21 protein-coding genes are annotated in these 20,957 nt (G+C 74.2%); 7 read left to right on the top strand and 14 right to left on the bottom strand.

Annotated features, from left to right (window positions below):
- Positions 1-81: 81 nt before the first annotated feature.
- The 5 genes from OHA84_RS14485 to OHA84_RS14465 all read right to left on the bottom strand — a co-directional run bounded on the left by OHA84_RS14485 (position 82) and on the right by OHA84_RS14465 (position 5,096).
- Positions 82-639, bottom strand: a complete 558-nt coding sequence (locus OHA84_RS14485) for an NADPH-dependent FMN reductase (protein WP_266947578.1) — start codon at positions 637-639, stop codon at positions 82-84.
- Positions 640-786: 147 nt separating this feature from the next.
- On the bottom strand, positions 787-2,115 hold the full coding sequence (locus tag OHA84_RS14480) for an AAA domain-containing protein (RefSeq protein ID WP_053674649.1): 1,329 nt from the start codon (positions 2,113-2,115) through the stop codon (positions 787-789).
- On the bottom strand, positions 2,112-3,689 hold the full coding sequence (locus OHA84_RS14475; protein ID WP_266971390.1) for a hypothetical protein: 1,578 nt from the start codon (positions 3,687-3,689) through the stop codon (positions 2,112-2,114). The genes OHA84_RS14480 and OHA84_RS14475 overlap by 4 nt, the downstream gene beginning before the upstream one ends.
- On the bottom strand, positions 3,677-4,849 hold the full coding sequence (locus OHA84_RS14470) for a hypothetical protein (RefSeq protein ID WP_266971392.1): 1,173 nt from the start codon (positions 4,847-4,849) through the stop codon (positions 3,677-3,679). The genes OHA84_RS14475 and OHA84_RS14470 overlap by 13 nt, the downstream gene beginning before the upstream one ends.
- On the bottom strand, positions 4,776-5,096 hold the full coding sequence (locus OHA84_RS14465; protein WP_266974092.1) for a phosphatase PAP2 family protein: 321 nt from the start codon (positions 5,094-5,096) through the stop codon (positions 4,776-4,778). The genes OHA84_RS14470 and OHA84_RS14465 overlap by 74 nt, the downstream gene beginning before the upstream one ends.
- Before the next feature lie 132 nt (positions 5,097-5,228).
- Between OHA84_RS14465 and OHA84_RS14460 the strand changes: the two genes are divergently transcribed.
- The gene (locus OHA84_RS14460) at positions 5,229-5,825 is read left to right on the top strand and encodes a histidine phosphatase family protein (RefSeq protein ID WP_266971394.1); all 597 of its coding nucleotides are present in this window, start codon (positions 5,229-5,231) and stop codon (positions 5,823-5,825) included.
- A gap of 64 nt (positions 5,826-5,889) precedes the next feature.
- Here OHA84_RS14460 and OHA84_RS14455 read toward each other — a convergent pair whose 3' ends face one another.
- Positions 5,890-7,212 (bottom strand): tetratricopeptide repeat protein, encoded by a 1,323-nt coding sequence (locus OHA84_RS14455; protein ID WP_266947574.1) that lies wholly within the window; start codon positions 7,210-7,212, stop codon positions 5,890-5,892.
- A 243-nt stretch (positions 7,213-7,455) separates the two neighbouring features.
- Here OHA84_RS14455 and OHA84_RS14450 point away from each other — a divergent pair, with 243 nt between their 5' ends.
- Entirely contained in the window at positions 7,456-7,905 is a 450-nt protein-coding gene (locus tag OHA84_RS14450; protein ID WP_266947573.1) for a hypothetical protein, read from the top strand.
- A gap of 25 nt (positions 7,906-7,930) precedes the next feature.
- Positions 7,931-8,800 carry a spermidine synthase gene (locus OHA84_RS14445; RefSeq protein WP_053674659.1) on the top strand — a complete coding sequence of 290 codons (870 nt, stop codon included), beginning with the start codon at positions 7,931-7,933 and terminating at the stop codon, positions 8,798-8,800.
- Here the strand turns inward: OHA84_RS14445 and OHA84_RS14440 are convergent.
- Both OHA84_RS14440 and OHA84_RS14435 read right to left on the bottom strand, forming a co-directional pair.
- Positions 8,797-10,305: a class I adenylate-forming enzyme family protein gene (locus OHA84_RS14440; RefSeq protein ID WP_266971397.1), complete on the bottom strand. Its 1,509-nt coding sequence runs from the start codon at positions 10,303-10,305 to the stop codon at positions 8,797-8,799. The genes OHA84_RS14445 and OHA84_RS14440 overlap by 4 nt on opposite strands.
- A 75-nt stretch (positions 10,306-10,380) precedes the next feature.
- Positions 10,381-10,929: a hypothetical protein gene (locus tag OHA84_RS14435; protein ID WP_078998300.1), complete on the bottom strand. Its 549-nt coding sequence runs from the start codon at positions 10,927-10,929 to the stop codon at positions 10,381-10,383.
- Between the two features lie 78 nt (positions 10,930-11,007).
- Here OHA84_RS14435 and OHA84_RS14430 point away from each other — a divergent pair, with 78 nt between their 5' ends.
- The 3 genes from OHA84_RS14430 (at position 11,008) to OHA84_RS14420 (ending at position 14,026) form a co-directional block, all read left to right on the top strand.
- Positions 11,008-11,697, top strand: a complete 690-nt coding sequence (locus OHA84_RS14430; protein WP_063839417.1) for a response regulator transcription factor — start codon at positions 11,008-11,010, stop codon at positions 11,695-11,697.
- Positions 11,694-13,055 (top strand): HAMP domain-containing sensor histidine kinase, encoded by a 1,362-nt coding sequence (locus tag OHA84_RS14425; RefSeq protein WP_053674668.1) that lies wholly within the window; start codon positions 11,694-11,696, stop codon positions 13,053-13,055. Before OHA84_RS14430 ends, OHA84_RS14425 begins: the two co-directional genes overlap by 4 nt.
- A 299-nt stretch (positions 13,056-13,354) precedes the next feature.
- Positions 13,355-14,026, top strand: coding sequence for an NADPH-dependent F420 reductase (locus OHA84_RS14420; protein ID WP_053674670.1), 672 nt, complete (start codon positions 13,355-13,357; stop codon positions 14,024-14,026).
- A 131-nt stretch (positions 14,027-14,157) separates the two neighbouring features.
- On the opposite strand, the gene OHA84_RS14415 is transcribed toward OHA84_RS14420, so the two are convergent.
- The 3 genes from OHA84_RS14415 to OHA84_RS14405 all read right to left on the bottom strand — a co-directional run bounded on the left by OHA84_RS14415 (position 14,158) and on the right by OHA84_RS14405 (position 16,750).
- Positions 14,158-15,672: an MFS transporter gene (locus tag OHA84_RS14415; RefSeq protein ID WP_266971400.1), complete on the bottom strand. Its 1,515-nt coding sequence runs from the start codon at positions 15,670-15,672 to the stop codon at positions 14,158-14,160.
- 381 nt (positions 15,673-16,053) lie between these two features.
- Positions 16,054-16,548 carry a MarR family winged helix-turn-helix transcriptional regulator gene (locus OHA84_RS14410; protein WP_053674673.1) on the bottom strand — a complete coding sequence of 165 codons (495 nt, stop codon included), beginning with the start codon at positions 16,546-16,548 and terminating at the stop codon, positions 16,054-16,056.
- 70 nt (positions 16,549-16,618) lie between these two features.
- Positions 16,619-16,750: a hypothetical protein gene (locus tag OHA84_RS14405; protein WP_266971403.1), complete on the bottom strand. Its 132-nt coding sequence runs from the start codon at positions 16,748-16,750 to the stop codon at positions 16,619-16,621.
- Between the two features lie 454 nt (positions 16,751-17,204).
- Between OHA84_RS14405 and OHA84_RS14400 the strand changes: the two genes are divergently transcribed.
- Positions 17,205-17,783 carry a TetR/AcrR family transcriptional regulator gene (locus OHA84_RS14400; protein ID WP_266971405.1) on the top strand — a complete coding sequence of 193 codons (579 nt, stop codon included), beginning with the start codon at positions 17,205-17,207 and terminating at the stop codon, positions 17,781-17,783.
- A gap of 7 nt (positions 17,784-17,790) precedes the next feature.
- On the opposite strand, the gene OHA84_RS14395 is transcribed toward OHA84_RS14400, so the two are convergent.
- The 3 genes from OHA84_RS14395 to OHA84_RS14385 are packed head-to-tail and all read right to left on the bottom strand — an operon-like array spanning position 17,791 to position 20,950.
- Positions 17,791-19,143 carry a GH1 family beta-glucosidase gene (locus tag OHA84_RS14395; RefSeq protein WP_266947567.1) on the bottom strand — a complete coding sequence of 451 codons (1,353 nt, stop codon included), beginning with the start codon at positions 19,141-19,143 and terminating at the stop codon, positions 17,791-17,793.
- Between the two features lie 5 nt (positions 19,144-19,148).
- Positions 19,149-19,973, bottom strand: a complete 825-nt coding sequence (locus tag OHA84_RS14390) for a carbohydrate ABC transporter permease (RefSeq protein ID WP_266947566.1) — start codon at positions 19,971-19,973, stop codon at positions 19,149-19,151.
- Positions 19,970-20,950, bottom strand: coding sequence for a carbohydrate ABC transporter permease (locus OHA84_RS14385; RefSeq protein ID WP_053674681.1), 981 nt, complete (start codon positions 20,948-20,950; stop codon positions 19,970-19,972). Before OHA84_RS14385 ends, OHA84_RS14390 begins: the two co-directional genes overlap by 4 nt.
- Positions 20,951-20,957: the final 7 nt, after the last annotated feature.

The following is a 20,957-nucleotide window of genomic DNA, read 5'->3' as shown; positions in this document are numbered from 1 at the left end:
CGTGTCCTCCTGCTGCGCGTACGTCGTCCCTTCAGGGCCACCCTCCATTGTCCAACGTCGCGCAAGAGTGCACCCGGGGTGTCAGACGCCCGCCGGCTCCTTCGCGAGCGCCGCGATGTCGTCGAACACGCCGGTGAGCCCCTCCGCGAGCCCCTCCGGAGCCTCGAATCCCTCGTCCGTGACCAGCGCGTTGATGCCGGGGACGGCCACCGACCGCTCGGCGGGCAGCATGCCCAGACGGGTCAGGACCGGGCGCAGCATCTCGGCGGCGGGCGCTCCGCCGGTCGGGCCCGCGCTGTAGCTGACGATGCCGACCGGCTTGCCCCGCCACTCGCGGTAGAGGAAGTCGATGGCGTTCTTGAAGGGGGCGGTGTAGCCGCCGTTGTACATCGGCAGGACGAACAGCACGGCGTCGGACGCGTCGATCAGCGCGCTCCACGCCAGCGTGTGCGGATGGGTGTAGATGCCGCTGGAGGCGTACTCCGGCTCGTCCAGGAAGGGCAGCGCGATCTCGGCGAGATCGATCGGGGTGACCTCGAACGCGCCGTGCTCGCGGGCCCTGCCGACGACCCACTCGGCGAGCGGGCGCCCGGAGGAGGTGGGGCGGGTCGCGGCGTAAATGACGTGCAGACGGGTCATGGGGCGTTCGTTCCTTCGGCTGTCGGTGCGGTGTGTCGGGGGCAGTCTGGTGGGTGACGTGGCCCCCCGGCAAAGCCGCGGACGGGTGAGGCGCCACAACCGGGCGGGCGCGGCCCCACCGAGGACGTCGGCGCCCGAACTCCCGCCTCAGGGCCGCCAGGCCACCCGATGCTCCGCCAGGTGCGCCAGCACCGAGTGGTTGGCCTCCCAGCCGTCCGGGAACTTCACCGTCACCCCCAGCTGTACCGGCTCCGAGGACGGATGGTCGTCCAGGAGTTCCGCTATGCCCGCCCGGGCCACCACCACACAGGCGTGCCGGTGTCGGGACGCCAGCACGCACAACCGCCCCGTCTCCAGGTGGAACGCGGTCGCGTCCGGCCGCCCCGACAGCGGGTGCAGCACCACCGTCAGGTCGAACTCCCGTCCCTGGAGCCGGTTCGCGGTGTCCACCGTCACCCCCGGGACGCCCAGCGCCGTCAGCGCCGCCCGCACGGCGGCGGCCTGGTCCCGGTGGGCGGTGCCCACCGCGATCCGGTCGGCGGTCAACGGCGCGGGTCCCGCCGACTGTTCGTCCTCCGTCACCGCACCCCGGTCCAGCGCCCGGCGCACCACCAGGGCCACCGCCCGCACCGCCTCCGGGTCCGTCCGCGGCGTGTGTCGCGCGGGCAGCTCCAGCAGGCCCCAGCCCGACTCCGCGGCCTCGTCCAACACCCGGTCCGGCCCCGAACCGTCCGAGGCGACCCCGTACGACAGCTTCCGCTCACCGGGGCCGGTGCCGCTGCGGAACCGGCTGTACGGGTAGAACGCCCGCGACACCAGCGGCGCGGCCGACGCGGGCAGCCGCCAGGACACCGGCAGCCGGTGCTGCGGCAGGTGCGGGTTGTGCGCCAGCAGGGTGGACACCGCCGAGGCGGAGGGGTCGTACGACAGCCCGGCCCACTGCTCCGCGCCGACCACGCTGAACGGGTCGAGCTGCCCGGGGTCGCCCACGAACAGCGCCCGCTCGAACAGCCCGGCCACGGCCAACAGCGCGTCGGAACGCATCTGGTAGGCCTCGTCCACGATGGCGTGCTCCCACGGATCCGTGTCCTTCACGTACGCCCACTTCGCCGCCGTCGAGATGGTGATCGGCAGCTCGGCGAGGTCGGCCGGCTTCGCCGACAGGGTCACCGAGGGCAGCTCGCGCAGCGCCGGGTCGTAGGCGTCGCCGTCGCTGCTGTGCAGCCGGCCGACCTTCAGCCCCGGATCCTTGCCGTGCAACCGCAACACCAGGTCGTCGACCTGCGCGTTCGTCTGCGCGACCACCATCAGCCGGCGCCCGGCGGCGGCCAGCTCCCGGGCGGCCCGGACCACGAGCGTGGACTTGCCGGCGCCCGGCGGGGAGTCGACGACCACGCCCCGATCCGCGCCGTGCAGGGTGTCGTGCAGGATGGCGGCGGTCGCCCGGTCTGCGGCCGCTCCCGGATCGAAACTCACAACAGGTCCTCGGCGGTCACGGGATCGGGCGCGGGCAGGTGCGGTCGGTCGGCGCTCAGGTGCGCCGGCGGCCCGCCGTGCGTCCACGGGGTCTTCTCCGGCTCGGGCAGCCTGGGGCCGCCGCGCGCGTCGTGCTCGAACAGCGTCCAGCAGAGCCGGTCGCCCTTCTCCGGCACCGAGCCCAGGGTGGGCTCCTTGCCGCCGCCCATCTTGTCGAGCAGCCGCAGCACGATCCGCCCCGCCTCCTCGAACCGCACGAACTCGGCCGCCTGCGGGCGTCCGTCGAGCGAACGGAACACCTTCCCGCCCCCGCCGTCCGCCAGCTGCGGCCGGTCCTCGGTGTCCACCGTCACCAGCGGGCGCGGCCGCGGCCGTTTGGCCTGCGTCCACTCCATGACCACTTCGGTGACCTCGCCGGCGAAGGCCTCCCCGGACAGCCGCCGACCCGCCATCACCAGGGGGTCGTCCAGCGCCTCCTGGGCGTCGAGACGGACCTGTTCGGTCTCGCGCGTGGCCAGCTTCTGGGCGGCCGTCACCGCGTCGTCGCGGCGCGGCTGCGGGGGCTCGCCGGCCCGCACCCGGTCGCGGTGCCCGGTGTACGACCAGCGGTCGCGGGTCCAGCGCTCCTCGGTCCGTTCCCCGGCGGGCAGCGCGCGCACCAGCTCCAGCGCCCGCCACACCGCCTCCCACGTGGGGCGCATCTGGTCCGCGACGAGTTCCCGGACGTCCCGCTCGGCCCGCTCGACGGCGGCCGGATCGCCCGAGGCGCGCGCCGCGTCGTAGCGGGCCATCGCCGGGGCCAGCAGCCGGTTGTCGAAGGCGGGGTCGGTGGCCGGTCCGGCGGGCGGGACCAGCAGCCCGCCCCGCGGGTCCCGGGCCACCTCGGCGCGCAGGGCCGCCTCCGCGCCGGATTCCCCCTCCGGAGGGGCGATCCAGGCGAGCAGGGCGCCCAGGTGCTGGTCCTCCAGGTTGCTCTGGCCCGTCGCCCAGTGCCGACCGAGCAGGTCCGTCGCCGACAGCAGCATCGAGGAACCGGGCACCCGCGCCCGCTCCCCGAGGTGCGTGAACCAGCGCCCCAGCAGCGGCACCCGGGCCGGCGCCGGATACGGGTTCTCCGGGTCCTCCTCGGCCGTCCGCCGGAACCGCATCGACCGGCCGAGGAGCCGTACGTACTCCACGCCCGCCCGGCTGGGCACGATCAGTTGGGGGGCGTCCAGGCACAGCTCGGCGGCGACCTTGCTCTTGGCGCCCGTCTCGGGATCGGTCTCGTTGCGCTCGACGAGCTCGACGTCGTCCGCGTACCCGTCCACGTACGGCAGGACCAGGTCGGCCAGCTCCGCGAGGAACGTCCAGCGCAGGTCGCGGTCGCGCGGCTGCGGGACCACGAGCAGCGTCGGCTCCGCCGGATCGGTGCCGACCAGGGCGCCCAGCGGCGCCCCGGCCTCGCCGGCGGTGGTCAGCGGCACGACGACCAGCGGGCGCTCGCTCAGATGCCGGTGCCGCACGGTCGCCAGTGCCTGGGCGCGGCCCGCCCGGACCGCCTCCAGGCGCGCGAGGGTGTTCAGCAGGGGCATGCGGTCGCCTCCGGGGACGTCCGGGCGGGGACGAGGGCGAGGGCCTCGGCGCGCAGCCGGGCGGCCTGGTGCAGCGCGGCCGCGATCGGGTCCTCGGCGCGGCCCGCCCCGGAGGCCGCCGCGAGGGCCGCCTCCACGGTGGTCAGACCGCCCAGTTCGCCCCGCAGGGACCGGCCGAGCGCGGTCACCTCGTCGGAGTCGCGGGCCCGCTCCCGGCAGTGGAAGGCCAGCTCGCAGGCGGCCAGGCACTCGGGGGCGTACGCGGCGGTGACGGCGGACACCGCCTCGGTCAGTTCCTCGGCCGGCCGGGCGGGATCGAAGCAGGTCCCCTCCGGCAGGGCGGCGGCCAGCTCCTCGACGCGGGTCAGCCGCTCCAACTGGCGCCGGGTCACGGCGCGTTCGCGCCGCACGTCGACGAGTGCCGCGGTGGGCAGGTTGGAGAAGTCCTTGGGGCAGACCAGCACGACCCGGTGACCCACGGTGGAGCCGGGCAGCTTCTCCGCGGTCCTCTCCAGGGCCAGCACGTACACGGCGGCCTGCCGCGCGGCGGCGCCCACCTTCGCCGCGTCGGCGCCCCCGTCGATCATCGGGAACGACTTGATCTCCACGACGGTCCACTGACCGTCGGGGTGCACGACGACGGCGTCCGGCTCCAGGTACGCGGGCGTGCCCGCCACCTCCAAGGCCAGCATCGGGTGGTCGAGGAGCGTCCAGGTCCCGGCGGCCGTGGCCTCGCGCAGGGCCAGCGCCGTGCGGGCGGCACGTCCCTCGGGGCCGGCGGCGGTGAGATCGGGCACCGGGGTGGCCGGCCCGGGCGGCTCGCCCCCGGCGCCGAGCCGTTCGTGGACCAGGCGCAGGAGTTCGGCCCCGCCGTCGCCCTTGACCTTGGCCTCGAAGGAGTTGCCGCGCACTATGGCGAACTGGGACTGCCCGAAGGGGGCGGGGGAGCCGAGGGCCTGCGCGAGGGCGGTCTTGTCCACCCCGGCCCCGTCGAGCAGGGCCCGTCTGCCGCAGCCCGGGTTGGCGGCGAGCGCGGCCAGCGCCCGGGCGTCGAGCGGGCGGGGCGGCACGGCGGGGCCGCGCAGGTCAGCGAGCCGCTGCCGCAGTGTCGTCGTCTGCGGTGTTCTCTGCGGAGGGCCGCCGGTCGGGTAGGAGCTCACGGGCGGAAGTGTCCCATCCGCCACTGACAATCGTGGTCTTACACCGGAAACCGGCTGTTCCCGAGCGGAACCGGCGGGCCGGGAGCAGGCCCAGACCCATCACGGCGGCCCCGGCGACGACGTCCAGGAAGTCGTGGTTGGCCGTGCCCATGACCACCAGCGCGGTGGCGGCCGGGTAGGCGATCCCCAGGGCCCGCGCGAGGGGGTGCCGGGCGTGGGCCCCATCGAGGGGGCCGCTGCCTGTCAGTCATGGGGTGCAGGACGCTTGCGCGACCGGGGGAGTTGGCCGGTGTACGGGTGATGGATGATGGACGAACGACGGAACCGCCTCGAAAGCGGGCCGATCCGTACACATCCACATGTACCGGGAGAAATTCACATGGCCCCCCGCATCCTGCTGGCCCGCCACGGCCAGACGGCGTGGTCGCAGCTCGGCAAGCACACCGGACGCACCGACGTGCCCCTGCTGGAGGAGGGCCGGCGGGGCGCGAAGCTGCTGGGAGAACGGCTGGCGCGCGAACCGTGGGCGGGCCTGCCCGGCCTGGAGGTGCGCACCAGCCCCCTGGTCCGCGCGAGCGAGAGCTGCGACCTGGCCGGCTTCGGGGCCCGCGCCGAACCCTGGGACACCCTGATGGAGTGGGACTACGGCGACTACGAGGGCATGACCCCGGCCGAGATCCAGGCGATCCGCCCCGGCTGGCTGATCTGGCGCGACGGGGTCCCCGGCGGCGAGTCCGTCGCGGACGTCGCCGCCCGCGCCGACGAGGTCGTCGCCTGGGCCCGCTCGGCCGAACGCGACGTCCTCGTCTTCGCCCACGGCCACGTCCTGCGCACGCTCGCCGCCCGCTGGCTCGGCTTCGAGGCCTCCTTCGGCGCCCGGATCCGGCTGGACCCCACCTCCCTGTCGGTGCTGGGCTGGGCGTACGGCGAACCCGCGCTGGAACGCTGGAACGACACCGGCCATCTGGACGGCTGAGCGTCGCCGACGAAGCGTCGCCCCGGTCGCCCCGGATCGGACCGGCCGGGGGGTCCCGCGGGCGTCAGGCCGTCGCGTGGCGGGCCAGGAAGGCGCCGACCCGCGGTGAACGCTGCTGCGGCACCAGCGTCTTGGCCGTCCCCGCCAGTATCGACCTGACCCGGGTCGACTGGACCTCGGCGAGCAGGTCCAGCACCCGGGTGCCCGCCCAGGCGGCCTCGTCGGGCGCCCCCGCGTGCGCCAGGTTGTCGGCCAGCTCGGCGGTGTAGAGGGCCACGTTCCGGGCGAAGTGCGGGTCCTGGAGGTCCGCCGCCCGACGGGCGTGCCGGGCCGCGCGCGCGTGCTCCCCGAGCGCCGCCCAACACCGGGACTCCAAGGACTCCAACTCGGCCTCCCCGAAGAACGACATCCACTCGGGGTCCGCGCCCGCCGCGCCCCGCGAGAACTCCGTGTGCGCCCGGGTCAGCGCCTCCTCGCAGGCCCTGCGGTCGTCCAGCCCCGCCCACCCGCCCGCCTCCCGCAGGGCCAGCAGCGACAGCAGCCGGGGCGAGCCCAGCGCGCGGGCCGCGCGCCGGCCCGCCTGGGCCGCCCGCACCGACTCGCGCGGCCGCCCGCAGTCCCGGGCCAGGAACGCCATGTTGCTGAAGGCGTGTGCCTCCAGGGCGGAGTCGCCGGACACCCGGGCCGTCGCCAGGGCCTCCGCGTAGTGCGAGCGGGCGTCCTCGAAACGGCCCGAGTCGTGCGCCAGCCACCCCACCGACACCGCCAACTCGCCCGCCCCCGAGTGCAGTCGGTCCTCGGTGGACTGCCGGGTGGCGCCGGCGTCGAGCAACGCGTAGGCCGTGCGCAGGGGTTCGGCCGCCCTTCGGTACAGGGCGTCGGCCCCGTGCCGGTCGTCCAGCAGACGGATCTGACGCACGGCCTCCTCGACGGCGGCGGCCTCGGACTCGCCGGCCCGCGAGGGGAACCGGCGGGAATCGCCGAGCAGGGTGAGGCCGAGCGTCGCGGCCGCCACGGTCGCGGAGCCGCCCGCCATGAACGCGCGACGCAGCACGTCGCTCTCCTTGGAACGGTGGATGAGGTGGGGGAAGGAGGGGGACGTCGGGGCGCCGCGCTGCGCGGAGCGCCCGCGCACCGCCTCACGCGGGGAGAATCCCAGGTCGGCGAGGGTGCGACCGGGGAACATGTGCAGGAACACGCGCTCGTAGGCGTAGTTGGGACAGCGGATCTCGCCGGACTCCACCCGCCCGATGTAGCGGGCGTCGCAGGAAACCGTTTCGCCGATCTCCCGTGCGGCCCGGCGGACCGAGGCCGCGAACTCGGCCGGGGAACGCGCTCCGCGCAATCGCCGGAAGGAGGAGTTGGGTGAGTGGGGGGACGCCGCCATGGACGTGGCCTCTCTGGACTTCGGGCTTTCCTCAGACTGTGCCCGGCGCGCATGAAGGTACCGCCGGCGAAGGACCGTTCATGCGGTGTTTGGCTACAAAACGGATATCTCACCCGCGATCCGCCATGAACTGCCATCCTTTGCGGCATCGTTGCGCCGCACCCGTTGACGTCCCACCGCGTTGAACCCATGCGGAGTGGCTCGTACGCGGATCGAGGAGGGGTTCCCTTGGTGGAGGGCGGCATGGAGAGCATCGGAACGAACACCACGCCCGAGCCCCGGGCGGTCGGGACGCTGGACACCCTCGACGCGCCGGACCCGGCCGAGGCGCCCGACCTGGTGACCGTGCCCACCCGGCAGGGCCTGGAGGCGGTCGACATCATCCGTCGGGCCACCCACCACACCGCTCCCGGCGTCGGCCCCGTCCTGCACGACGGCTCCGGCGACACCCTCGGCTTCCTCGTTCCGCCCGGCACCGCCGACGCCTGGGACCTGCCCGGCAGCGCCTGCACGCAGACCAACGGACGAGGCCTGCGCATCGGCGACACCCAGCTCTGCGCCTCGTCGCCCGTGGACGGCACCGGATGGCTGCTGCCCCCGGAGGCCGTCGGACCCGTCACCGACCCCGACGTGCTGCGCGCGGCACTCGGCGAGGCCGCCCGACTGATCGAGGCGGCGGACAACTGCCGCTGATGCCCTGACCGGCGATAATGGGCGCATGGCAGGGAAGAGCAAGGGCAGCGGGCGCAGGGGCGCCGTGGAGCCGGTCGTCGGGCAGGTGGACGGCGGCCGGGCGGAGTTGGCCCCCGATCGCGAGCGAGCGGGCGCCTGGACCCTGCTGATCGACGGGGCGCCGCAGTCACACGTCGACCTCACCGACCCCGGGTACCTGGACTTCGCGTACCAGCGCCGGATCGGCCACCTCATCGACCTCGTCGCGCCCGCCCGGCAGCCCCTGAACGTGGTGCACCTGGGCGGCGGAGCCTTCACCCTGGCCCGCTACACCGCGGCGAGCCGCCCCCGCTCCACCCAGCAGGTGGTGGAGATCGACGCCGGCCTGGTGGCCTTCGTACGGGAACACCTGCCGCTGGACCCGCAGGCACGGGTCCGGGTGCGGGCCGTGGACGCGCGCGCGGGCCTCGCCAAGGTGCCGGACGGCTGGGCCGACCTGGTCATCGCGGACGTGTTCGGCGGCGCCCGCACCCCGGCCCACCTGACGAGCGCCGAGTTCCTCGACGACGTACGCCGGGCCCTGGCACCCGGCGGCTGGTACGTGGCCAACCTCGCCGACGGCCCGCCGCTGGCACACCTGAAGGGCCAGATCGCCACCGCCGCCACCCGGTTCACGGAACTGGCCCTGGCCGCCGACCCCGTGGTGTGGCGGGGGAAACGCTTCGGCAACGCCGTGCTCGTGGCCGCCGACCGGGAGCTGCCGGTCGCGGAGTTCACCCGGCGCGTGGCCACCGATCCCCACCCCGGGCGGGTGGAGCACGGTCGGGCGCTCGCGGACTTCGCGGGCGGCGCGGCCCCGGTGACCGACGCCTCGGCGGTGGCCTCGCCGGAACCCCCGCCGTCGGTGTTCCGCTAGGCCTCGTCGTCCGCGTCCCGCCGGGCCAGTTCGCGCAGGCGGCGCTTGTCCGGCTTGCCGCGGTCCGTCAGGGGGAGGGCCGGCAGCCAGAACACCCCCGTCGGGCGGTGGTCCCGCGCCAGTTCCCGCTCCACCAGCGCGCACGCCGCGTCGGCCGCCTCCCCGGACGGGTCCGCACCGGCGGCCGGCACCAGGAAGGCGCACACCTCCTCGCCGGTGACCTCGTGGAACCGGCCCACCACCGCGGCCTCCGCCACCGAGGGATGCCGGGTCAGCGCCGTCTCCACCGGCCCGCAGTAGATGTTCTCCCCGTCCACCATCACCACGTCCTTGACCCGGTCGTCGAGGTACAGGTACCCGTCCGCGTCGAAGTGCCCGAGGTCCCCGGTGCGCAGCCAGCCGTCACGCAGCACCTCCGCCGTCTGCCCTGGCCGCTTCCAGTAGCCGGCCATCACCGTCGCGGACCGCACCCACACCTCGCCGGTGTCGCCCTCCGCGCACGCGCTCCCGTCCGCCGCACGGACCCGCGCCGTCACCCCGGGCACGGGCCGGCCCACCGAGCCGAGGAGTTCCGGGCGGTCGCCGGCCGCCGCCTCGTGGTCGGCCGCGGTGAGCCGGCAGATCACCCCCGACTCGTTCATCCCGTACCCCTGCCGCCACTCCTTGCCGGCCCCCCAGCCGGTCAGCGCCCGCCGCAGCCGCTCCGGGTGGACGGGCGCGTCGCCGTACGAGACCTGCTCCAGGCCGGGCACCCCGGCTGCGGTCACGGGGTCGTCCAGCAGCCGGTAGACCATCGAGGTCGTCAGGTACGTGGACACGGGCCCCAGCCGGCGGCAGGCCTCGGCGAACCCCCTCGTGTCGAAGGGGCCGAGGACCTCGCTGCGGCCACCCGCCCGCAACTGTTCCAGGCAGCGGCCCCCGGACCGCTGGGCCAGGGAGGTCACCGACAGGTAGACCCGCTCCGCGCTCCGGCCGCGATCGGCCTTGCGGGCCGCCATCGCCCCGAACGTGGAGGCCACCCCCTTCGGGCGGCCCGTCGTACCGCCCGTGTACGTCACCCGGGCCACGTCCTCCTCGCGGGCCCGTACCGGTACCGGCGTCGCGTCCAGGGCGCGGGCCGACTCCAGCAGCGCGCCCACGGTCACCCGGGCGACCCCGGTGTCCGGGACCGGGGTGTCGTGGACCACCAGCGCCGGTTCGCAGTCCCGCAGCAGGAACTCCAGGCCGTGGGTGGCCGGTCCGACGACGACCTGGGTCAGCCGGGCACCCAGCAGGTGCGCCGCCAACCGTACGAGCAGCTGCTCGGGCGGGTTGCCGGCCGTCACGCAGGCCAGCCCCGACCCGCGGCCGACGCCCAGCCCGGACAGGGCGCCGGCCAGCCGGTACGCCTCCGACAGCACCTCGTCGAAGGTCAGCAGCCAGGAGGGGCCGGCGCCGAGCGCGGGTACGCCCGCGTGCCGCTCGCACGCCTCGATCAGGTCCGTGACGTACCGCGCGCCACCCATGTCCGCCGTCCCTCCCTCGTCACCACAGGTCGGTGCCGACCGTAGCCGAGGGGGCCGCGCGGACCCCCGGCCGGCTCAGGGATCCACGATCTCCACGCGCGGGGCCGTGTCGTGCCAGGTGCAGAACACCGACACCTCGCGGCTCTCCCTGGTGAAGGTGACCCGGATCCAGAAGTCCTGCTTCCACACCTGCATGCGCCAACCGGCCGCCGGGGTGGCCGACACCAACTCGGCCGAGGACTTCCCGATGTCGAAGGCCACCCGACCGCCGGACACCGAGTACCCCTTCACGTCGTCCCCGCCGGACCCGTCGTCCGGCTGCCGGTACGGGCGCGGGCTCGGCGACGCGGACGGCGGCTTCGGCTTCCCGGCGGACGGCGTGGCCGACGGGGACGGGGCCGAGGACGAGGGGGAGGGCGACGGGGACGCGGGCGGCGGAGCGGGGGAGGACGGCGGATCCGTGTGGTGCGTCGAGGAGGACAACGGCACCGCGGTCAGCGGGACCGCGAGCGGAGGATCGTAGGCGGTGCCGGACATGACGGTGTGCACGCCCCACCACGACAGCGTCACCGCCGCCGCCGTGGACAGCGTCCACGCCATGGCATGTACAAGTCCTCTCAGCATCACGGCACATACTGCACCACCCGTCACAGAGATGGCCCGGCGCCTCCCGGCATCCCCCGAATGGACTACGGTGCCGCCATGGCAAGTGTGCTCGTGGTCGAGGACGACCAGTTCGTACGTTCCGCCCTCATCCGGCACCTGACCGAGGCCTCCCACACCGTGCGGAGCGTCGGCACGGCCCTGGAGGCGCTGCGCGAGGTCGCGCACCACCGCTTCGACGTGGTCATCCTCGACCTCGGACTGCCCGACCTGGACGGGGCCGAGGCCCTGAAGATGCTGCGCGGCATCACCGACGTCCCCGTCATCATCGCGACGGCCCGCGACGACGAGGCCGAGATCGTCCGGCTGCTCAACGACGGCGCCGACGACTACCTCACCAAGCCGTTCTCCGTCGAACACCTCTCCGCCCGGATGGCCGCCGTCCTGCGCCGCTCCCGCGCCGCCGCCGGCGTGGAACCCCCCTCGCGGGTCCTGCGGGTCGGCGGACTGGCCATCGACCCGCTGCGCCGACAGGCCGAACTCGACGGGGCGGTCCTCGACCTCACCCGGCGGGAGTTCGACCTGCTGGCCTTCCTCGCCGGCCGGCCCGGCGTGGTCGTGTCCCGACGGGAACTGCTCGCCGAGGTGTGGCAGCAGTCGTACGGCGACGACCAGACCATCGACGTCCACCTGTCCTGGCTGCGCCGCAAGCTCGGCGAGACCGCCGCCAGCCCCCGCTACCTGCACACCCTGCGGGGTGTGGGCGTCAAACTGGAGCCGCCGGCGTGAGATGGGCGCTGGTCAAGGTGTGCCTCGCGGTCACGGCCATGGTGGTCGTGGCCTTCGCCGTACCCCTCGGGCTCGTGGTCCAGGAAATGGCCAGCGACCGGGCCTTCTCCAACGCCGAACGACAGGCCGCCACCATGGGGCCCACCCTCTCCATCACCACCGACCCCGTCCAACTGCGCAAGGCCGTGGAGTCCACGCAGATGGGCGCCGCCGGGCGGATGGCCGTCCACGTGCCCGCGATCGGCGACGACGCCCCCGTCGACATCGGTGACGGCTGGGCCGGGGAACACGCCGTCACCCAGACCCGCAAGATGGGCCGCGCGACCACCGCCAAGGTGTCCGGCGGCGGCTCGGCGCTCCTCCAGCCCACCGCCCTCGGATCCGGGGACATCGCCGTGATCGAGATCCACGTGCCGGAGAGCGAGGTCAGCAACGGGGTCGCGACCGCCTGGATGGTCCTCGCGGGCGTCGGACTCGCCCTGATCGTGGGCTCGGTGGCGGTCGCGGACCGACTCGGCGCCCGCCTCGTGCGGCCCGCCGAACGGCTCGCCGACGCCGCCCACCAGTTGGGCGAGGGGCGGCTCGGGGCACGCGTACCGGAGGACGGCCCCAAGGAACTCCGCTCGGCGGCCGTCGCGTTCAACTCCATGGCGGACCAGGTGGTGGAACTCCTCGCCAACGAGCGGGAACTCGCCGCCGACCTCTCGCACCGGCTCCGCACCCCCCTCACCGTGCTGCGGCTCAACGCGGCCTCCCTCGGGGACGGCCCGGCCGCCGACCACACCCGGGCGGCGGTGGAGCAACTGGAACGCGAGGTCGACACGATCATCCGTACCGCCCGCGAACAGCGCTCCCCCCACACCTCGGTGGGCGCGGGCTGCGACGCCTCCGAGGTGATCCGCGACCGCATGGACTTCTGGTCGGCGCTCGCCGAGGACGAGGGGCGCGAGGTTCGGCTGGCGGGCGTGGACCGCACCGTACGGATCCCCGTGGCCAGGGCCGAACTCGTGGCCGCCCTGGACGCCATGCTGGGCAACGTCTTCCGGCACACCCCCGAGAACACCCCCTTCGCGGTGGACGTCCACGACGCCGGGGACGCCGTCATCGTGCTCGTCTCGGACGCGGGACCGGGCATCGACGACCCGGACGCGGCGCTGCGCCGCGGCAACGACGGCGGCCGCGACGGTTCGACCGGCCTGGGCCTGGACATCGTGCGCCGGGTCGCGGAGTCCACGGGCGGCGACGTCCGGCTGGGGCGCTCGGTGCTCGGCGGGACCGAGGTAAGGGTGTGGATCGCGCTGGACGGCCGGGCACGGGGCGAGGCACGCCGCAGCCGGCGCAAGCGCCGGGGCGACTGACGGGTCGACTGACGGGCGAGGGAGTCGTCGTCGGGGTCGGGGCGGGTCGGGTTGGGGGGGGCCGGTCGGGTCCGTGGGGGTCGAGCGGGTCCCTCGCCGGTCGGTCCGGTTCGGGGGCGGACCGGGCCGGGGTCGGGTTGGGCCGGTCGGGGGCGGTCGAGACCGTGTGCGGGCGGTCCGGGGCGCGCCTGGCGGCCCGTGCGCCGGCGGGTCGGTACGGTCCCACGGCACGGTTCGCGGCGCCGGCCGCCACGGACCTCTTCCCCCGCACGACATCGGCACCCGGATCGGACGTGAGCATGCGCTACGCAGTGCTGGGCACGGGCACGGTCGGCCGCACGATCGCCGGCCGCCTGCTCGACCTGGGCCACGAAGTGGTCATCGGAACCCGTGTCCCCGAGGCCACCCGCCAACGCACCGAGTTCGCCGACGGGCGCCTCCCGGTGGCGACCTTCGCGCAGGCCGCGAGCGAAGGCGAGACGCTGATCAACGCCACGAACGGGCTGGCGAGCGTCGCCGTGCTGCGGGAGGCGGGCGCGGCGGACCTGGACGGCCGGATCCTCATCGACGTCGCGAACCCGCTGGACTTCGCGGAGGGATTCCCGCCCCGGCTGGACGTGGTCAACGACGACAGCCTGGGGGAGATGCTCCAGCGGGCGTTCCCCGGACTCCGGGTGGTGAAGACGCTCAACACGATGAACTGCCGGATCATGGTCGACCCGGCGCGGGTCCCCGGGGACCACCAGGTGTTCCTGTCCGGGGAGGACCCCGACGCGAAGCGGGCCGTGCGAGAACTGCTCCACTCCTTCGGCTGGCCGGACGCCCGCATCCTGGACCTCGGCGGCATCGAGACCGCCCGCGGCACGGAGATGCTGCTGCCGCTGTGGCTGCGCCTGATGGGCACCTTGGGACACGCGGACTTCAACTTCCGCGTCGAGGCGGCCGAGGCGGGGACGGGCCGACCGGCCTGAGGCGGGGTGGCCGGGTCGGCCTGAGGCGGTGTGCCTGGGTCGGCCTGAGGCGGGTGCGCCGGTCCGGGCTGAGGCGGGTGCGCCGGTCCGGGCTCGATGCGTTCGGAGCGCGGACCCGGGAGGCCGCACCCCTACCGGCGGGGCGTAGGCCTGCCGTCGGCGCGGGGAGCGGGGATGTGGGGCGTGCCGTCCGGAGCGACGTCCTTGGTGACGTTCCTGGTGAAGTCCTTCGTACGGGACGCGTCCACGCCGCCCGTACGGGACTCTCCTGCGTCCGCGTCGTGTTGCGAGGCGGGGGCGGGCGCGGGGCCCGTCGCGCCCCGTACCCACCCGGGCCGGGCCACCGCGGCCACCACCGCCGACGTGACGACCGCCCCGCAGGCCACGGCGAACGCCGCCCGGTGGCCGTACGCCGCCGCCAGTGGACCGGCCACCGCCGCCGCCAGGGCCTGACCGAGGATCAGCCCGCTGCCCAGCAGGGTCATGGCCTCGGCCAGGCGTTCCGCCGGCCCCGTGCGCTCCACCAGAGCGAACAGCGCGATCAGGTGCGGGGCGACGGCAGACCCCACGGCCCCGACGGCGAACGCCGCCTCCCACAGCCCCGACACGGCAAGCAGGGGCAGTGTCAGTACGGCCTGTAGCGCGATCGTCCGGCGCAGCCGGACGGTCAGGACGGTCGACCCCGGTCGCGCCACGGTCGCGAAGCCGGCGACGGAGCTGGTCACGGCCATCGCGGCCCACACCAGTCCGGCCGCGCCCGGTTCGCCCCGTGCCTCGGCGAGTGCGTTGACCCCCGTGTTGGCACCGCTCATCGCGGCCCCCTGGAGCACGGCCAGGGCGAACAGCAGGACCAGCCCGGGCGACCACAGTGGTACGGCGGCCCGCGCGGTCATGGTCCGGGTGGTCCGGGTGGTCCGGGTGGTCCGGGTGGTCCGGGTGGTCCGGGTGGTCCGGGTCCGCGCGGACGCGGTCGGGGTCGGGGTCGGGGTCGGCTGGATGGTCGAGGGCTGGGCGGCTTCGCCGGCCCGCGCGGACGCGGTCGGCCCGGGCGCGGTCGGGTGCAGGGCGAAGAGGGTGCCGAAGACGAGGATCAGCACGCCGGCGAACACCAGCGCGGAAGCGGGGTGCACGGCCACCGCGAGGATCCCCGCGAGCGCGGGGCCGACCATGAACCCGACCTCGTCCAGGGTGGTGTCGAAGGAGAGCGCGGCCCCCTTCAGGACCCGGTCCTCCCCGGCCAGCCGAGCCCAGCGTGCCCGAGCCAGCGGCCCGACCTGCGGGACGGTGAGGCCCGCCGCGGCGGCGAGGGCGAGCAGGGCGGGCAGGGGCAGCCCGCCCAGGACCGCCGACACCAGGGCGAACAGGGTGAGGGCGTTCGCGCCGCAGGCCACGAGCAACACGGGCCGGTGGCCGCGCCGGTCGGCCGACCGGCCGATGACCGGTCCACCGACGGCCTGACCCAGCCAGAGCGCGGAGGCGACGGCGCCGGCCGCCCCGATCCCGTCGCGCGTGTTGATGAGCATGAGCGTGCCGACGGGGCAGAGCGCGGCGGGCAGCCGGGCCAGGAAAGCGTGGACGGGAAGGGCGCCGCCGCCGAGGGCGAACACACCGCAGAAGCCGCTCGGAGCGGCTGTGGATCGGGACACGGGCATCCTCCATCCGCACGCCGACCCTCCCGTGTCTCCGGCGCGCGTCGTGCCCGTCGATCCGGGACGGTAGCGACGGAACCACCGCTTCGGAACCCCGTGTCCGACGGGCGGACCGGACCTTCCCGACGGGCGACCTTTCCGACGGGCGGACCTTCGCGATGGGCGGCCGGGTGCCGGGTGCCGGGTGCGGGGTGCGGGATGAGGGACGCCGGGCGGGGCGGGCGGGGCCGGCGGTGGCGGCTGGACCGCGGGTGACGGGTGGCGGGTGCCGGGTGCCGGGGGCAGGGCGGGCGGTGGCGGCTGGATCGCGGGTGCCGGATGGCGGGTGCCGGCGGCGGGGCGGTCGGGTGGCTGCCGTGTCCGCGGGCCGGCCGGGGATCAGTCGGCGGAGTCGAGCCGCTCGGCCTCGACGCGCCCCACCTCGGCCGCGCGGTGGAGGTAGTCGGCGATGACGGCGAGTTCGCCGTCCGAGTAGTCCCGCAGCGCGGTGCCGAAGGCCCGGTCGGGGGCTTCCCAGGCGGCGCCGATCCGCCGCCGGGCCTCGGGCGCCAGGGAGACGAGGGAACGGCGGCGGTCGTGCGGGTCGGCGTGCCGCTCCACCAGTCCCGCCTTGACCATCCGGTCGACCAGACGCGTGGCGGATCCCGAGGTCAGACCGGTGAGCCGGGCGATGTGGCCGGTGCTCACCGGCTCCGTCTCGTTCGCGAGGAGACGCAGGCACTGCGTGTCGGTGGGGTGCAGGCCGAGGTGGTCGGCCATGGCCAGGTGGAGGCGTGCGTAATCGGTGTGGTGCCGGTCGCTCTCGATGAGGATCCGCGCGAGCAGTTCCGCGCGGGTCCATTCCTTACCCGAACGAGGGGACTTGGTTGACATCGGCTTCTCCGTGCTTCAAATTTAACTGTGTGACGCAGGGAATGCGTCACACAGAATCTGTGCCAAAGACTCATTCTAGAGTGGAGATGCCCGCCATGTCGCAGTCCGCCATGTCGCTGCCCGCCATGTCGCAGTCCGTTGTGTCGCAGTCCGTTGTGTCGGTGTCCGTCGTGCCGGTGTCTGGCGTGAAGGTGTTCGCCATGAAGGTGTTCGTCCTGACGTGGTCCGTCGCGTCGATGTCTGTCGCGTCGATCCTCGCCGCCGGTCGTCGTTCGGCAGGGGAGTGGTGGAAGGTGTGGTGGAGGGCGTGGTGGAAGGTGTGGTGGGAGGAGCCGGTCCGGGAACGCGGGCCGGGCGGGCATGAGGTGATAGGGCAAGGGGTGACCGGTGGGAGACATCTGACGCTCCGGGAGGGGGCGGCGCGGGACGGTCCGACCAGGGGTGGTCGACACCGGGGGCGCGCCGGTCCTCTCACGGGGGACCGGACCGGGAAGAGTCTCCGAAGAGCGGCCGGTCAGGGCCCCGCGTGAGCGGAGGCAGGGACCCGCGCCCGCCGGACAGGGCCCGCGCCCGCGTCGCGGGGGCTCCCGCCGGGGCGTATGTATATTCGGAGAATTCCCCGGACGGTCCGGGAACCAGCGGGCGGAGGTGAACGCATGGCCCCGCGCGCGGGTCTGACGGCCGAGCGGGTCACCCGGGCCGCCGCGGACCTCTCCGACGAAGTCGGCTTCGACAAGGTGACCGTGTCGGCCCTCGCCCGGAACTTCGGGGTGAAGGACGCCAGCCTCTACTCCCACGTCCGCAACCTCCAGGACCTGCGGATCAGGGTGGCCGTGCTGGCGGCCGGCGAGATCGCGGACCTGATCGGCGCGGCGGTGGCCGGGCGCTCGGGCCGGGACGCACTCGCCGCCTTCGCCGACTCCTACCGCGACTTTGCCCTGCGCCACCCCGGCCGGTACGCGGCCACCCAGATCCAGCTCCCCCCGGAGCGGGGCGCCGCGTCCGCCGGCCACCTCCGCTTCATCGACCTCACATACGGGGTGTTGCGCGCCTACGGCCTGGCCGAACCCGACCTGACCGACGCAGTCCGCCTGCTGCGGAGCACCTTCCACGGGTACAGCGGGCTGGAGGCCACCGGCGGCTTCGGCCACCCCCGGGACGTCGGCGCGTCCTGGGAGCGGATCATCGACGTGCTGCACGTCGCCCTGGAGAACTGGCCCCCGGCCAGGGGCTGAACGCCGGTCACCGCAGGAGGCCGCTCCTGGCCAGGTCGGCGTACCAGACGGCACTGGAGCGCGGGGTGCGGACCTGGGTCTCGTAGTCGACGTGGACGATGCCGAACCGTTTGCCGTAGCCGTGGCTCCACTCGAAGTTGTCCATCAGCGACCAGAGGAAGTAGCCCTCCACGGGCGCCCCGTCGGCCAGCGCGCCGTGGATCGCCGCGAGATGCCCGCGCACATAGTCGATGCGTAGCGGATCGTGCAGGTCAGGGCCGTAGGCGGCGCCGTTCTCGGTGACGAGGAGCGGCAGGCCCGGTGCCTCGCCGGCGAACCGGGACAACAGCTCGCGCAGCCCGGTCGGATCGATCGACCAGTTCATGTCGGTCCGCTCGCCCGGAGGCTGGTGGAAGGCCACGGACTCCGAGCCGGGCCACGGCGAGTGCTCGCTGTCGCCGTGCCCGTCGGCGCGCGGGCCGCCGGAGGCCGCCGAGACCACGGCCGGGGTGTAGTAGTTCACCCCGAGAAAGCCGAGGGGCTGGTGGATCAGCGCCTCGTCGCCCGGCCGGACGAAGGACCAGTCGGTCAGCGCGGCCGTGTCGACCCGCAGGTCGTCGGGGTAGGCGCCGTGCAGCAGCGGCCCGGTGAAGATCCGGTTCGCGAGGGCGTCGATCCGCCGCACCGCGTCCAGATCGGCCTCCGAGTCGGTCAGTGGACGCACCGCGCTCGGGTTGAGGGCGATGCCGACCCGCGCCGAGGACGGCAGGACCGAGGTCAGCGCCGACGCGGCCAACCCGTGCGCCAGGTTGAGGTGGTGCGCGGCACGCAGCGAATCGGCGGGCGAGGTGCGCCCCGGCGCGTGGACCCCCGAGGCGTAGCCGAGGAACGCGCTGCACCAGGGCTCGTTGAGGGTGGTCCAGCGCCCCACCCGGTCCCCGAGGGTCTTCGCGACCGTCTCGGCGTACGAGGCGAAGGCGTACGCGGTCTCCCGTTCCGGCCAGCCGCCCGCGTCCTCCCACTCCTGCGGCAGGTCCCAGTGGTACAGCGTCGGGCACGGCTCGATCCCGTGCGCGAGCAACTCGTCGACGAGCGCGTCGTAGAAGCCGAGCCCGCCGGACGACACCCGGGGCCAGGACACCGAGAACCGGTACGCCCCCAGCCCCAGCCCGGCCATCAGCCGGACGTCCTCGCGCCACAACCGATGGTGATCGGCCGCCACGTCTCCCGTGTCGCCGCCGTGCACCTTCCCCGGCGTACGGCAGAAGGTGTCCCAGATCGACGGCCCGCGCAGCTCGGCCGCGCCCTCGATCTGGAAGGCGGCCGTGGCCGCGCCCCACAGGAACCCGTCGGGGAACCGCATCCCGCTCATCCCGCTCATCCCGCTCAACCCTTCACCGCTCCCTGCATGATGCCGCCGACGATCTGGCGGCCGAAGACGAGGAACACCAGCAGCAGCGGGAGCGTGCCCAGCAGCGCACCCGCCATGATCACGGACTGGTCGGGGATGTACCCCCGGCCCAGACCCGTCAGGGCCACCTGCACCGTCGGGCTGCCGTTCTGCGTCAGCGCGACGATCGGCCAGAAGAAGTCGTTCCAGGCCATGACGAAGGTCAGCATCCCCAACACCGCCATCGCCGGACGCGCCGCCGGGAACACCACGTGCCACACGACGCGCCACGAGCTCGCCCCGTCGGTCCGCGCCGCCTCCACCAGTTCGAACGGCAGCGCGTGCACCAGGTACTGCCGCATGAAGAACACCCCGAAGGCACCCACCAGGGCCGGCAGCACCACCGCCTGGAGCCGGTCCGTCCAGGACAGCTCGGCGATCAACATGTACAGCGGGACCACACTCAACTGGGGCGGCACCAGCATCGTCGCGACCACCAGCGCCATCAGCGGCCGACGCCCCCGGAACCGCAGTTTCGCGAAGGCGAAGCCGGCCAGGGTGGAGAAGAGCACGGTGCCCGCGGTGATCGTGCCCGCCACGATCACCGTGTTCAGCAGGGCCGCGCCCATGTTCGCGTCGGTCCAGGCGACCGACAGGTTGTGGCCCAGGTTCCCGCCGAACCAGAACGGCGGCGGGGTCTGCGCCAGCCGCGTGTTGTTCCGGGACGCGGCGACCGCCGTCCACACCAGGGGGAAGAGGGAGCCGAGGGTGAAGACCCCGAGGACGACGTACGTCGGCTTCCCCGCGCGCAGCGATCTCATCGGGACACCCTTCGCAGCAGCCGGGCCAGGCCCGCGATCAGCAGCAGGATCAGGAACATCGCCCACGCGATGGCGGAGGCCCGCCCCAGGTGCAGGTTCACCCAGCCCTGCTCGTACAGGTACAGCCCCAGCGTCTGGAACTGGTGGTCCGAGCCGCCCGTGGCGCCCGCCCCGCCGTTGAACAGCAGCGGCTCGCCGAAGAGTTGGGTGGCCCCGATGGTCGACACCACACAGGTGAAGAAGATCGTCGGTCGCAGCGAGGGCACGGTGACGTGGACGAACTGCTGCCACCGCGAGGCCCCGTCCAACTCCGCCGACTCGTAGAGGTCGGCGGAGACGGCCTGCATGGCCGCCAGGTAGATCAGCGCGTTGTAGCCCGTCCACCGCCACACCACGATCGTGGACACCGCCACCTGGGAGGCGAACGGTCCGTTCTGCCAGTCCACCGGCCCGAAACCGACCGTGGACAGAACCCAGTTGACCATCCCGTAGTCCCGGCCGAAGAGCAGCACGAACACCAGCGTGGCCGCGGCCACCGACGTCGCGTACGGGGTGAGCACCGCGACGCGGAAGAAGGCCGATCCGCGCATCTTGTAGTTGAGCAGGTGCGCCAGCCCCAGCGCTATCGCCAACTGCGGCACCGTCGACAACAACCCGATGGTGAAGGTGTTGCGCAGCGCGTTCCAGAAGAACGCGTCGTCCCACAGCCGGGTGAAGTTCCGCAGCCCCACCCAGGTCATGGCGTCCGGGTCCGTCAACTCCACCTGGTGCAGCGCCGCCCAGCCGGTGTAGAGCAGCGGGAACAGCCCGAACGCGGCGAAGAAGAGGAAGAAGGGCGCCACGAAGCCGTACGGACTCCAGCGCAGGTCCCACCGGTAGCGGCGGGAGCGCCACAGTTGGCGCCGATCGCCCCCCTCCGCCGCCGGCCGCTCACTGCCGGCGGCGGAGGGGGCGAGAACAGCCGTCTCGTCCGTCACCGGAACC

It is taken from the genome of Streptomyces sp. NBC_00513, assembly GCF_041431415.1.
Classification (GTDB): Bacteria; Actinomycetota; Actinomycetes; order Streptomycetales; family Streptomycetaceae; genus Streptomyces.
Note: the sequence above shows the minus strand (reverse complement) of the source record. Positions and strands in the feature narration are given on the sequence as shown.